This is a genomic window from Streptomyces mutomycini (genome assembly GCF_001700505.1).
Taxonomy (GTDB): Bacteria; Actinomycetota; Actinomycetes; order Streptomycetales; family Streptomycetaceae; genus Streptomyces; species Streptomyces mutomycini.
This window is the reverse complement of record NZ_MAPV01000116.1, coordinates 1-12804: the sequence shown is the minus strand read 5'-3', so window position 1 is coordinate 12804 and position 12804 is coordinate 1. Positions and strand designations below refer to the sequence as shown.

Here is a 12804-nt window from a genome sequence, read left to right as displayed (position 1 = left end):
ATGGCTCGCACCCGTACCCGCGCCCGTCTCCGCGCGTCCGCGGTCGTCGCCTCCGCCGGCGCACTGCTCGCCGTCACCGGCTGCGGCGCGGCGGACATGACCAAGCAGGGGAGCCCGTTCGCGGCCCCCGCCGACATCAAGACCGTCACGCTCTCCGTCCAGTCGTGGGTCGGGGCGCAGGCCAACGTGGCCGTCGCCCAGAAGATCCTCGAGGACGAGCTCGGCTACCGCGTCGACCTCGTACAGACCGACGAGGTTCCCGCCTGGGACGCCCTCAGCCAGGGCCGGGTGGACGCCATCCTGGAGGACTGGGGCCATCCCGACCAGGAGCAGCTGTACGTCAAGGAAAAGAAGACCATCGTCTCCGGCGGCGACCTCGGAGTCACGGGCCACATCGGCTGGTACGTCCCCAAGTACTGGGCGGACGAGCACCCCGACGTCACGGACTGGAAGAACCTCGACAAGTACGCCGACGAACTGCGCACCCCGGAGAGCGGCGACAAGGGCCAGCTGATGGACGGCTCGCCGTCCTACGTCACCAACGACAAGGCGCTGGTGAAGAATCTCGGCCTGGACTACAAGGTCGTCTTCGCCGGTTCCGAGGCCGCGCAGATCACCCAGATCCAGCAGTTCGCCAAGGAGAAGAAGCCCTTCCTCAGCTACTGGTACCAGCCGCAGTGGCTGTTCAACGAGGTGCCGATGGTCGAGGTGGAGCTCCCCGAGTACTCCGACGCGTGCGCGGCCAAGGATCCGGCGGACATCGACTGCGCGTACCCGACGACCCCGCTCCAGAAGTACCTCAACGCGGACTTCTCCAAGCGGGGCGGGGACGCCGCGGCCTTCCTGAAGAAGTTCAAGTGGTCGGAGAAGGACCAGAACGAGGTCTCCGAGCTGATCGCCTCCGAGAGGCTGTCGCCCGACGAGGCCGCCGGGCGCTGGATCGAGGAGCACCCTGACACCTGGAAGAAGTGGCTGGACCGGTGACCTGAGCCGGGTTTCCTCCGCCGTCGTCAGCCGCCCCTGCACCTGCCGGGGCGGCTGACGACGTATCAGGCCGTATACGAGAGACGGGAGATGAGGCCCGGTCCGGATTCCTGGCTCACTATTCACTCAGTACATGTACTCGGGTTATAGTCGCCGCATGAGCACCCGCCATGTCCTCCTGGGCCTGCTCGCGGCCGGGCCCACGCACGGCTACGACCTGAAGCAGCAGCACGACGCACGCTTCCCGCAGGCCCGCCCGCTCGCCTACGGGCAGGTCTACACAACGCTGCAACGCCTCGTCCGGGACGGCCTGGCCGCCGTCGAAGGCACCGATTCCGACGGCGGTCCCGAACGCACCCTCTACCGGTCCACGGACGAGGGCTCCGGCGAACTCGCGCGCTGGGCCGAGGAGATCACCGCCCCCGCCCCCTTCGTGACGAACGAGATCTTCGCCAAGGTGGTGGTCTCGATCCTCGTCGCGGCAGCGGGCACACGGACGGCTCCTGAGGGACGGAAGCCGGACGCCGCCGCGCATCTCAGGGCGCAGCGCGCCGCACACATGGAGCGGATGCGCGAGCTCACCGCACTCAAGACAGCGCCGGGCGCCGATCTCAGCACGGTGCTCTCCGCCGACTACGCCCTTGCCCACCTGGATGCCGACGTGCGGTGGATGACCACCACCTCGGCCCGCATCGACACCCTGACCGCGGAGGTCAACGCGATATGAGCACACGGGACGAACAGCCCCTCCCGGGGGCGGGCGCGCTGATCTCGGCGCGCGGCCTGCGGAAGTCGTACGGCAGGACCGAGGCGCTGCGGGGTGCTTCCCTCGACCTCCACGAGGGCGAGATCCTGGCCGTCACCGGGGCGAGCGGAAGCGGCAAGTCCACCCTGCTGCACTGCCTGTCGGGGATCGTCCGACCTGACGAAGGCACTGTCACCTACGGGGGCGAGGAGCTCGGCGGGCTGCCCGAAGGGCGGCTCAGCGAACTGCGGCGCCGCGACTTCGGGGTGGTGTTCCAGTTCGGCCAGCTCATCCCCGAGCTCACCGCGCTCGACAACGTGGCGCTGCCGCTGCTGCTCGCCGGGACCCGTCGCGGCGAGGCGAACGAGCGGGCAGGGGAGTGGCTGGAGCGCTTCGGCGTCCGCGGGCAGGCGGATCTGCGCCCCGGCGGGATGAGCGGAGGTCAGAGTCAACGGGTCGCCCTGGCAAGGGCTCTGGTGACCGGCCCCAGGGCGGTCTTCGCGGACGAGCCGACCGGGGCCCTCGACACGCTCGCAGGGGAACAGGTGATGACCGCACTGGTGCACACCGCGAGGGAGTCGGCCACGGCGGTGCTGCTGATCACCCATGACGCGCAGGTCGCGGCGTACGCGGACCGTGAGGTGGGGCTGCGGGACGGGGCTGTCCACTCAGGCTCCGCCCAGGCCGCCGGTCAGGAGGCGGTTCGCCGTGAAGGCTGATATCCGCATCGCCTGGACCCTCGCGCGGGGTTCGGAACGCCGTGAGTGGTGGAGGATCTCGCTCACCCTGCTGGGCGCCCTGCTCGCCACGGGCTTCGCACTCGCCGCGGTGACCATCGCCGCCGTGCCGGGGCAGGTCTCCATCCCGTACGCACACGGGCTGCTCGACCAGCCGGGACAGCGCGCGGGGGTCGTGCTCACCCTCGTGCTCCTGCTGATTCCCGTGCTGGGCTTCCTCGGCCAGTGCGCGCGCATCGGCGCCGTGCACCGCCATCGGCGTACGGCCGGGATGCGGCTCGCCGGGGCGTCCCCCGCGCAGATGCGCAGAATCGCCGCCGCGGAGTCGGGCTTCGCCTGCCTGGCCGGATCGACGGCCGGTTCCGCCGCGTTCGCCGTACTCCTCGCCGTGACGGGGCACGCCCCGCGCCCGGTCGCCTGGACGGGCTTCGCGGCGGTCGTCGTCGCCGTCCCACTGGTCGCCGCACTCGTGAGCGTCTTCGCACTGCGCCACGTCGTCGCCTCACCCCTCGACCACGTGCGCACGACCGGCCCGGACCGGGGCCGCCGGGCCGTTCTCGGCTTCATGCTCGCGGCCGCGCTCATCGCCACGGCGGGCCTGCTCACACTGTTCCCGGCCAGCCTGGGATTCACGCCGTTCGCGCTGCTGGTCCTGGGGCTGGTGGTCTTCAGCGGGGCGGGCGCGATCTGGACGGCGGGGGCGTTCGCGGCCTTCGTCGGACGCAGGCTCACCCTCCGCGCGAAGAGCCCTGCGGTGCTCATCGCCGCGAGCCGCCTCGCACACGACCCGTGGGCCGCCGCGCGGACGCACGCCGCGCTGCTGCTCGTCACGGTCGTCGGCGTGGGCTTCGTGGGGGTGCGCGGGGTTCTGCTCGAGACGCTGTCGGTCGGCTACCGGCCGGTGGACCTGGCCTTCTACACCACCGGCATCGACCTCGCGGGATCGGCCGTACTGGTGGCCCTGGCGATCAGCCTCTGCGGCCTCGCCGTCGGCACCGCCGAGTCACTGGCCACCCGCCGCAGGGGCCTCGCGGCCCAGGCCGCCGCCGGGGTACCCCACCGGGTCCTGGCCAAAGCCGCGCTCCTGGAGACCGCGCTCCCCCTGGCACCCGCACTCCTGCTCGCCGGGACCGGAGGCACGGTGGTGTACCTGGTGTACGCCACCATCGCAGGCACCGGAGCACCTCTGCTGCCGCTGCTCGTCCCGGTGGCCGTCTACGCGGCCTGCGTGCTGGCCGCGGCGACATCGCTCCCGCTCCTGCGGCGCGTGGCGCACCCGGCGGAGCTGCGGTTCACCTAGGGCCTCTCGTCTGGATCATGCTGGGCTCGCGTGCCCCTGATCCAGCCTGATCCGAACGAAAGACCCTGGCCGCCCAGGCGCGCGCCGGCGTCCGACCCGCCGGCGCGCGGCTCCCGGCTCTGCAACCCCGTGCCGGTCACCTCACCGCCCGGTCCGCCTCCTCCGCTCCCGGACGCTCGAACTGGGTGCGGTGCAGCTCCTCGTACCGTCCTCCGGCGGCCAGCAGTTCGTCGTGCGTGCCCCGTTCGACGACCCGGCCGGCCTCGACGACCAGGATCAGGTCCGCGGCCCGCACCGTCGACAGGCGGTGGGCGATCACCACCGCCGTCCGGCCCTCCAGGGCCTCGGCCAGCGCCTCCTGGACCGCGGCTTCCGAGGTGGAGTCCAGATGTGCCGTCGCCTCGTCCAGGATCACCACCCGCTGACGGGCCAGCAGCAGCCTGGCGATGGTGAGCCGCTGGCGTTCGCCGCCGGAGAGCCGGTAGCCGCGCTCGCCGACCACCGTGTCCAGCCCCTCGGGCAGCGACGCCACCAGACCCTCCAGGCGGGAGCGGCGCAGCGCCTCCCAGATCTCCTCCTCGGTGGCCTCCGGCCGGGCGAGCAGCAGGTTGGCGCGCACCGACTCGTGGAAGAGGTGCCCGTCCTGGGTGACCATGCCGAGCGTCTCGCGGATCGAGTCGGCCGTCAGGTCGCGTACGTCGACGCCGTTCAGCCGCACAGCGCCGGAGTCGGTGTCGTACAGCCGGGGGAGCAGCTGCGCGATCGTCGACTTACCGGCTCCGGACGATCCGACGAGCGCGACCATCCGGCCCGGCTCCGCTGTGAAGGAGACGTCGTGCAGTACCTGTTCGCCGTTCCCGGAGTCGAGGGTGGCGACCTCTTCGAGCGAGGCGAGGGAGACCTTGTCGGCGGAGGGGTAGCCGAAGGACACCCCGTCGAACTCGACGGACACCGGCCCGTCCGGGACCCGGCGGGCGTCGGGCCTCTCGGCGATCAGCGGCTGGAGGTCGAGGATCTCGAAGACACGTTCGAAGCTGACCAGTGCGCTCATCACCTCGACCCGGGCTCCCGCCAGCGCCGTCAGAGGTGCGTAGAGCCGGGTGAGGAGCAGGGCCAGGGCGACGACGGCCCCGGGCTCCAGGCTGCCGCGCAGCGCGTAGTAGCCGCCGAGGCCGTAGACCAGGGCGAGCGCGAGCGCCGACACGAGGGTGAGCGCCGTGATGAACGTGGACTGGAGCATCGCCGTACGGACGCCGATGTCACGCACCCGGCCCGCGCGGGCGGCGAATTCGGCGGACTCGTCCGACGGGCGCCCGAAGAGCTTGATGAGCGTCGCGCCCGGGGCCGAGAAGCGCTCGGTCATCTGGGTGCCCATGGTGGCGTTGTGGTCGGCGGCCTCCCGCTGGAGGCCGGCCATCCGGGCGCCCAGCCGCCGGGCGGGGACGACGAAAACCGGCAGCAGCACCAGGGCCAGCAGCGTGATCTGCCACGAGATCGTGAGCATCACCGCCAGGGTGAGCAGCAGCGTGACGAGATTGGAGACGACACCGGAGAGGGTGTTGCTGAACGCCCGCTGGGCGCCGATCACGTCGTTGTTGAGCCGGCTGACCAGAGCGCCGGTCCGGGTGCGGGTGAAGAAGGCGACCGGCATCCGCTGGACATGGTCGAAGACGGCGGTCCGAAGATCCAGGATCAGGCCCTCACCGAGGGTCGCCGACAGCCACCGGGTGAGGAGTCCGAGCCCCGCCTCGGCCACGGCGATCAGGGCGATCAGCAGGGCGATCCGGGTGATCGTCCCGCCGTCCTTCCCCTGCACGATCGCGTCGACGACCCACCCGGCGAGCACCGGTGTGGCCACCGCCAGCAGCGCGGTGACCACACTGAGGAGCAGGAAGCGGAGAATCCTGCCCCGGTGCGGCCGGGCGAACACCGCGATGCGGCGCAGCGTCGCCCTGGAGAAGGGCCTGCGGTCCTTCTGCGCGTTCATCGTGCTGTGCAGCGAATGCCACGCGGTTACTTCCATGTCCATGAAGGGTGTCTCCGGGATCTGGTCGGCCAATGCCTGGTTCCCCTCGGCCGGGGCGGCCGGGGCACACGGGGAACGCTAAAACCGCAACCAAGGTTGAGGTCAATCGGTTCCGGGCGGGAAAACAGCCCCGGGTAGTGTCCTACCAACAACCGGTACAGGATTTCGTGGAACCGGGAACGCGATGAGGGTTCCGGACAGTGACGAGGTGTCATGACGCACAGAGTGACCGTAGGACTGGACGGCTCGCAGGAGAGCCGTGCCGCCGCCGAGTGGGCGGCGGGGGAGGCTGTGCTGCGGGGCGTGCCACTGCGGCTCGTGCACGCGGAGGAGTATCCGACGACGGCGGCCGTCCCCATGGCCCCGGAAGACGTGCAGCAGCGCTGGGCCGACGCGCTGCTGGACGAAGTCGCCGGGACACTGCGGGGCCGCCACCCGGGGCTCGAGGTGACCAGGCTGCGGCGGCCAGGGCATCCGTCGGCAGCCCTGGCCCTGGAGGGCGCCGAGGCGGACGTGCTGGTGCTGGGCTCGCGCGGCCTGGGCATGGTCGCGGGGTTCCTGATCGGGTCGGTCGGGATGGCGACCATCGCCGCCACCGAGCAGCCGGTGGTCCTCGTACGGGCGCCGGCGTCCGCGCAGGCCCACGACGCACCGGCGGCGGCACTCGGCGAGGGGCGCCCGGCAGGGGGCGGCGGGGTGGTCGTCGGCGTGGACATCCACGAGTCCTGTGACGCTGTCCTCGGGTTCGCCTTCGCCGAGGCGGCGCGGCGGGGCTGTGCCCTCACGGCCGTGCACAGCTGGAGGATGCCCTCCGCACTCCTGTACCCCGTCCTGGACCCCGCATTGCGGAACGACCTGGTGGCAGAGGTGACCCGCTCGCTCGGCGACATGCTGCTGCCCTACCGGCATAAGTTCCCCTCGGTGGACGTGATCGAGAAGCCGGTCCTCGGTTCCGCGGGGGAGCAGCTCACGGCCGCAGCCGAGGGCGCGGAGCTGGTGGTCGTGGGCCGCCGTGTCCGGCATGCGCCGTTGGGTCAGCACATCGGCCATGTCGCCCATGCCGTCATGCACCATGCCTCACCGCCCGTCGCCGTGGTGGCGTACGAAGGGCAGTGAGGCACGGGCGTCCACCGACTCAGGCGTGAGGTACGACCGCGACCGCACACCGCGCGTGGTGAAGTGCCGCGTGGGTGACCGGGCCGAGGCGGCGCAGGCCCGTGTCATGGGTGCGGCGCCCGACGACGAGGAGTCCGGCCCGGTCGCTGTGGGACAGCAGGACCTCGGCGGCCGTGCCGGCTTCGACGTGTTCGACGACGTCTACCTCGGGATACTTCTCGCGCCAGGGACTCAGGGCGTCTGCCAGGATCTGCCGGTGCAACGGCTCCAGGCCGCCCTCCTGCTCGGCCAGCCACATGGACCCGGGGCTCCAGAGAAGGACCGTGGGGATGCTCCAGGCGTATACGGCGCGCAGGGACGTCCCCCGCTCCGAGGCGGCGGCGAAGGCGAAGTCGATCACCGCTCCACCGGCCTCGTCCGCGTCCTGGACGCCGACGACCACGTCACCGGCGGGCTGCCGCACGGTGGCGTCCTGCCCGGTTCCGCGCACCATCACGACCGGCCGCTCCGTCATGCGCAGCACGTGCAGGGAGACCGAGCCGATCAGATAGCCGGCCAGGGTTCCGTAACCCCGCGAACCCAGCACCAGCATCCCGGCCCGTGCGGCCTCCGCGACCAGCGCCGGCACCGGGTCGTCGACCAGTAGTTCGGTGGAGACGTCCAGGGCGGGGTGGGCCTCGGCCACCCGGGACTCCGCCTCACTCAGCATGGTGCGCAGCGTGCGCTCCTCGGACGCGCGGTCCCCGACGTAGGCCGTGTCGGTGGGGTGCCACACCCAGGCGTGCACCAGGCGCAGGTCCGTGCCCCTTCGCACCGCCTCCTGCGCCGCCCAGTCCGCGGCGGCGAGGGCGTGTTCGGTTCCGTCGAGTCCTACCGTGATGGTGCCGGGCATGGAGCCTCCTGATGATGCCGCCGCAGGCCTTCACGACGGGCGTACCGATTTTCCGGAACAAGCGTCGCAGACGGGTGTTGGTGGCGTGGGTCAGGTGGACCCTGTGTCCCCCCGGCCGGCCTCGGAGCGCTCCGAGGCCGGCCGGGGGGAACGGTCGCGGATCGCTCAGAGGCCCGGCGGGACGTGGGAAGGGCGTCCGCGGCCACGCGTGAGGGAGTAGCCGAACACCCCTGCCAGCGCGGCGAGTACGCCACCTCCGACGGTCCACAGCCAGCGGTCGGTCCACCAGCCGGAGGACCAGCCGTCCTCCGGCTCGCTGCCGGCCGCGGCGGAACCGCCCTGCGCCGAGACGGCGGACGCGCCCGGCACCAGGGGTTCGGCGAGGGCGCCGTCCACGTCGGCGGCGCCGCCCCGGCCGGCCGAGATGACCTCGGTCTCGACGTGCACCGGGAGGCCGAGGTCCTCCTCGGCCAGGCCGACCACCGTCAGGCGTACGTAGTAACTGCCCGGCAGCGGGTCGGACGCCCACGGCTCGGACCAGGCGCGCACCGTACGCAGTACGCAGGACAGTTCGACGGTGCCCGCGTCCGGCGCCGCCTTCCGGGTCTGGTGGCCGTACATGCAGGCCTGCCGGCGGCGGAGCCCGTCGTACACGTCGATCTGCCAGGTCGACGCGCCGTTCCGGGTGGCGCTCTCCGGCAGGCTCACCTTCGCGCGCACGGTGGGGCGTTGCCCGGCGTCGGCGGGGAACGCCCAGTACAGGTAGTCACCCGTGGACGCGTCCGCGGTGGCCGTCTGCTCCTGCTGGATCGCCGTGGCGGTGCGGAAGGTGGTGCCCGCCTCCGTCGGCCCCGGTGACTCGCCGTCCGCCGGGCTCGCGCTCGCGGACGGGTCGTCGGCTACGGCCCCGCCCGCCGAGGTGAGGAGGGTGACGGCAGCCAGGAGCGCGCCCACGCATCCGCGCCGCACTGTGTTTCTGCGGGAACTACGCATCAGTTGGTCCTCCATACGGCCACACGCCAGCGCGAGATCCAGCCGAAGAGCAGGCCGGCGATCAGTCCGGTCAGCACCATGACGCCCAGCAGCCACCAGCCGCGGCCCAGGCCGAACGCTGCGGCGTCGGCGGCCTCGTCGGGGGAGTCCACCAGGTCGATGGTCAGCTCGACGGGCATGCCGGGAGTGGTCTTCACGGACTCGGGCGCGGAGAAGGAGTTGCTGAGCTGGAGGCATACGGCCTCGGCGGCCGGCTTCACATCGGCATCGACGTCGTCCGCTTCGGGCTTGGGATAGCGCAGCCCGGTGGAGATGGCGTCCGTGCGCCCCGTGCCGGACTCCGCGCCCCGGACGATCTCGCGGCCGTGCGCGGTCACGGCGCGCAGCAGCACCCCGTAGTCGTTGTCCACGGCGCGGTCCGCCGCCACACTCACGGAGGCGCGCAGTTCCTGGCCGGGCAGGACGTCCACCCGGTACCAGCGGTGCTTGCCGATCTCCTGCCGGTCCGTGTAGAGCCCGGCCTTCAGCTCGGGAGCCGCGGAGCAGCTGCCCGCGCCCTCGGTCGCCACGGGGGTGACGGCCGGCTCGGCGGCCCGGTCCACCAACTGCTTGACACGACCCGAGAGTTCATCGGTGTGCTGGACCGCCGTGTAGGTGCCGCCGGTGGCCTCGGCGATGCAGGTCAGCTGCTGCCGGATCTTGGCGTTCGGCACCAGGCCCAGCGTGTCGATGACCAGGTGGATCCCCCGGGCGGCGATGTCACGCGCCACCTCGCAGGGGTCGAGCGGGCCGCAGGTGTCCTCGCCGTCGGTGATCAGGACGATCCGCCGGGTGGCGTCACCGCCCTCGAGGTCGTCGGCGGCGCCCAGCAGTGCGGGGCCGATCGGGGTCCAGCCGGTCGGCGCCAGAGTGGCGACGGCGGTCTTGGCCTCGGTGCGGTCGAGCGGGCCGACCGGGTAGAGCTGCTTGGTGTCCTTGCAGCCGACCTTGCGGTCGTCGCCCGGATAGTCGGCACCGAGCGTACGGATGCCGAGCTCCACCTCCTCGGGCACCGCGTCCAGGACGTCGTTGAACGCCTGCTTGGCGGCGGATATGCGGGACTCTCCGTCCATGTCACGCGTGCGCATGGAACCGCTGACGTCAAGGACCAGTTCGACCTTGGGCGATGGGGTGGCGGGGGGTTCGTCGGCGGCGGCCGGCAGGGCGGTGCCGAGCCCGGCGGCCAGGGTGGCGAGCAGAACGCACACCCCGGCCGTCAGCCGTTTTCTTATGATCATCGCCGGATCCTATTGAAGATCCGCAGTCATCCCCAAAACCGTTCCACCGAGCGCTGTTTCGGGGCAGCCGTCATGCGCCGAGCAGTGGCTCCGCCGCCCTGTCCAGCACCGAACCGACGCGCTCCCACGTCTCGGTGTCCCTCTCCACCGGCGGGAGTTCGGCATCCGTGTCGGACGGCTTCGCGTTCCACCGGGTCGCTACGGCGACCGGGTCGCCGTAACCCGCCGCCGACGCGGCCAGCGCGGCCGCGCCGAGAGCGACCAGCTCGCCGCTGCCCGGCACGAGCAGGGGCCGGCCGGAGAGGCGGCGCACCGTCTCCACCCAGGTGCGGCCCTGGGCGCCGCCGCCGACCAGGCGCAGGGGCCGGCCCGCGACCTCGGGGTCGGCCGGGTCGAGGCCGCACGCCAGCAGCAGCTCGTCGAGCGCCCGCAGCACGGTGAAGGCCGCACCCTCGTACGCCGCGCCCAGCAACTGCTGCGGCGTGGTGTCGTGCCGGAGCCCGGTGAGCAGCCCGGAGGAGGTGGGCAGGTCAGGGGTGCGCTCCCCGTCGAGGTAGGGGAGGAGGACGGCCTCGCCACCGGGTGTCGCGTCGTCGCGGTGCAGACCGAGGAGGGTGGCCACCTTGTCGACGGCCAGGGTGCAGTTGAGGGTGCAGGCCAGCGGAAGATACGTGCCGTCGGCCGCGGCGAACCCCGACAGGGCCGTGGACGCGGGGCGGGTCCGGGAGGCGGCGAAGACCGTGCCCGAGGTGCCCAGGCTCAGGACCGGGTGGTCCAGCAGCCCCGCGCCGCCCAGGCCGAGACCCACCGCGGCGCTCATGTTGTCGCCGGTGCCGGCCGCGACGGCGATCCCGGCCGGCAGGCCGAGTGCCCCGGCCGCGGCCTCGGTCAGGGAGCCGATCCGGGCCCCGCCCGTCGCGGCGACCTCGGGCAGCATGGACGTGTCCAGGCCGAGGCGGTCCAGGAGCTCCGGGTCGTACGCGCCCGTCGCGGTGGAGTACCAGCAGGTGCCCGACGCGTCTCCGGGGTCCGTCGCCGCGACGCCCGCGAGCCGCTCCGTGAGGAAGTCGTGGGGCAGTCGCACGAAGGCCGTCGCCCCGGCGCTCGCCGGATCGTTCTCGCGCAGCCAGCGCCACTTCGTCGCGGTCATGGACGCGACGGGCACCGTGCCGGTGCGCGCGGTCCATGCCTCGGGTCCGCCCAGCTCGGCGACGAGTGCGGCCGCCTGCGGCGCGGACCGCGTGTCGTTCCACAGGAGTGCGGGGCGCAGCGGGCGCCCGGTCCGGTCGAGGGTCACGAGGCCGTGCTGCTGTCCCGCGACGGCGATGCCGACGACGGCGGACGCGGAGAGCCCGGACTCCTTCAGCCCGGCCGCGACGGCATCGCGGAGCGCCTGCCACCAGACCTCGGGGTCGGTCTCGCGGGCCCCGCCCTCACCGTTGACCACGTGCGCGGCGCGGCCGACGGCGAGCAGCTCACCGGTCTCGGTGTCGGTGACTGCAGCCTTGGTGGACTGGGTGGAGCTGTCCACGCCGATGACGACGGTACGCGGCGGCATGGGCTACCTCTTCTCGTGCGATTCCGGTGGTGCGGGTTTTGGGAGTGCGACAAACAAATTACGTGATCGAGGCCGCCCCGAACAGGGGCGGCCCTCGTTTCGTCGTTCGGGGGGTTACGCAGGCGGAACACCGTGTGCATAATTAATCATGTCAGTGAACAAATAGGCTCGGACTGCGGACGGCGGTTCCGGACCCAGGCAGGCGAAGGCGGACACACCATGACGGAGCGCTTCACTCCCACCCCTGCGGACAGGTTCACCTTCGGTCTGTGGACCGTGGGCTGGCGTGGCAACGACCCGTTCGGTGACGCGACGCGTCCCGCGCTGGACCCGGTCGAGTCGGTGGAGCGGCTCGCCGAGCTCGGTGCGCACGGTGTGACGTTCCACGACGACGACCTGATCCCGTTCGGGTCCGACGACGCCGAGCGGGCCCGGCTGATCGGCCGGTTCAAGGACGCGCTGGAGCGCACCGGGATGAAGGTCCCGATGGCCACCACCAACCTGTTCACCCACCCGGTGTTCAAGGACGGCGGGTTCACCTCCAACGACCGCGACGTGCGCCGTTTCGCGTTGCGCAAGACCATCCGCAACATCGACCTGGCCGCCGAGCTCGGCGCCACCACCTACGTCGCCTGGGGCGGCCGCGAGGGCGCCGAGTCCGGCGGCGCCAAGGACGTCCGTGTCGCCCTGGACCGGATGAAGGAAGCCTTCGACCTGCTGGGCGACCACGTCACCGAGCAGGGCTACGACCTGCGCTTCGCGATCGAGCCCAAGCCCAACGAGCCCCGCGGCGACATCCTCCTGCCCACCATCGGCCACGCCCTGGCCTTCATCGAGCGCCTCGAGCGCCCCGAGATGGTCGGCGTGAACCCGGAGACCGGCCACGAGCAGATGGCCGGACTGAACTTCCCCCACGGCATCGCCCAGGCCCTGTGGGCCGGCAAACTCTTCCACATCGACCTCAACGGCCAGTCCGGCATCAAGTACGACCAGGACTTCCGCTTCGGCGCCGGCGACCTGCGCCAGGCCTTCTGGCTCGTCGACCTCCTGGAGACCTCCGACTACACCGGATCACTCCACTTCGACTTCAAGCCCGTACGTACCGACGGCATCGACGGCGTCTGGGAATCCGCGAAGAACTGCATGCGCAACTACCTCATCCTCAAGGACCGCGCC

General features: G+C 71.9%; 11 protein-coding genes. 6 read left to right on the top strand and 5 right to left on the bottom strand.

Annotated features, from left to right (window positions below):
• The 4 genes from BFF76_RS17725 to BFF76_RS17710 all read left to right on the top strand — a co-directional run bounded on the left by BFF76_RS17725 (position 1) and on the right by BFF76_RS17710 (position 3766).
• On the top strand, positions 1 to 984 hold the full coding sequence (locus tag BFF76_RS17725; RefSeq protein ID WP_053930859.1) for an ABC transporter substrate-binding protein: 984 nt from the start codon (positions 1 to 3) through the stop codon (positions 982 to 984).
• A gap of 157 nt (positions 985 to 1141) precedes the next feature.
• Positions 1142 to 1711 (top strand): PadR family transcriptional regulator, encoded by a 570-nt coding sequence (locus BFF76_RS17720; protein ID WP_031100013.1) that lies wholly within the window; start codon positions 1142 to 1144, stop codon positions 1709 to 1711.
• On the top strand, positions 1708 to 2448 hold the full coding sequence (locus tag BFF76_RS17715) for an ABC transporter ATP-binding protein (protein ID WP_065848586.1): 741 nt from the start codon (positions 1708 to 1710) through the stop codon (positions 2446 to 2448). Before BFF76_RS17720 ends, BFF76_RS17715 begins: the two co-directional genes overlap by 4 nt.
• Positions 2438 to 3766, top strand: a complete 1329-nt coding sequence (locus tag BFF76_RS17710; protein WP_065848585.1) for a hypothetical protein — start codon at positions 2438 to 2440, stop codon at positions 3764 to 3766. Before BFF76_RS17715 ends, BFF76_RS17710 begins: the two co-directional genes overlap by 11 nt.
• A gap of 136 nt (positions 3767 to 3902) precedes the next feature.
• Here BFF76_RS17710 and BFF76_RS17705 read toward each other — a convergent pair whose 3' ends face one another.
• Positions 3903 to 5795: an ABC transporter ATP-binding protein gene (locus tag BFF76_RS17705; RefSeq protein ID WP_065848621.1), complete on the bottom strand. Its 1893-nt coding sequence runs from the start codon at positions 5793 to 5795 to the stop codon at positions 3903 to 3905.
• Positions 5796 to 6005: 210 nt separating this feature from the next.
• On the opposite strand from BFF76_RS17705, the gene BFF76_RS17700 reads away from it, so the two are divergent.
• Complete coding sequence (locus BFF76_RS17700) at positions 6006 to 6908, top strand: universal stress protein (RefSeq protein ID WP_065848584.1); 903 nt, start codon at positions 6006 to 6008, stop codon at positions 6906 to 6908.
• Positions 6909 to 6927: 19 nt separating this feature from the next.
• Here BFF76_RS17700 and BFF76_RS17695 read toward each other — a convergent pair whose 3' ends face one another.
• The 4 genes from BFF76_RS17695 to xylB all read right to left on the bottom strand — a co-directional run bounded on the left by BFF76_RS17695 (position 6928) and on the right by xylB (position 11628).
• A complete protein-coding gene (locus BFF76_RS17695) occupies positions 6928 to 7800 on the bottom strand; it encodes a universal stress protein (protein WP_065848583.1) in 873 nt (290 codons plus the stop codon).
• Between the two features lie 165 nt (positions 7801 to 7965).
• The gene (locus BFF76_RS17690; RefSeq protein WP_031100002.1) at positions 7966 to 8793 is read right to left on the bottom strand and encodes a hypothetical protein; all 828 of its coding nucleotides are present in this window, start codon (positions 8791 to 8793) and stop codon (positions 7966 to 7968) included.
• On the bottom strand, positions 8793 to 10070 hold the full coding sequence (locus BFF76_RS17685; RefSeq protein WP_053930861.1) for a VWA domain-containing protein: 1278 nt from the start codon (positions 10068 to 10070) through the stop codon (positions 8793 to 8795). The genes BFF76_RS17690 and BFF76_RS17685 overlap by 1 nt, the downstream gene beginning before the upstream one ends.
• Before the next feature lie 70 nt (positions 10071 to 10140).
• On the bottom strand, positions 10141 to 11628 hold the full coding sequence (xylB, locus tag BFF76_RS17680) for a xylulokinase (RefSeq protein WP_053930862.1): 1488 nt from the start codon (positions 11626 to 11628) through the stop codon (positions 10141 to 10143).
• A 219-nt stretch (positions 11629 to 11847) separates the two neighbouring features.
• On the opposite strand from xylB, the gene xylA reads away from it, so the two are divergent.
• Positions 11848 to 12804 (top strand): xylose isomerase (xylA, locus tag BFF76_RS17675; RefSeq protein WP_065848582.1); only part of this gene is annotated, 957 nt, incomplete at its 3' end.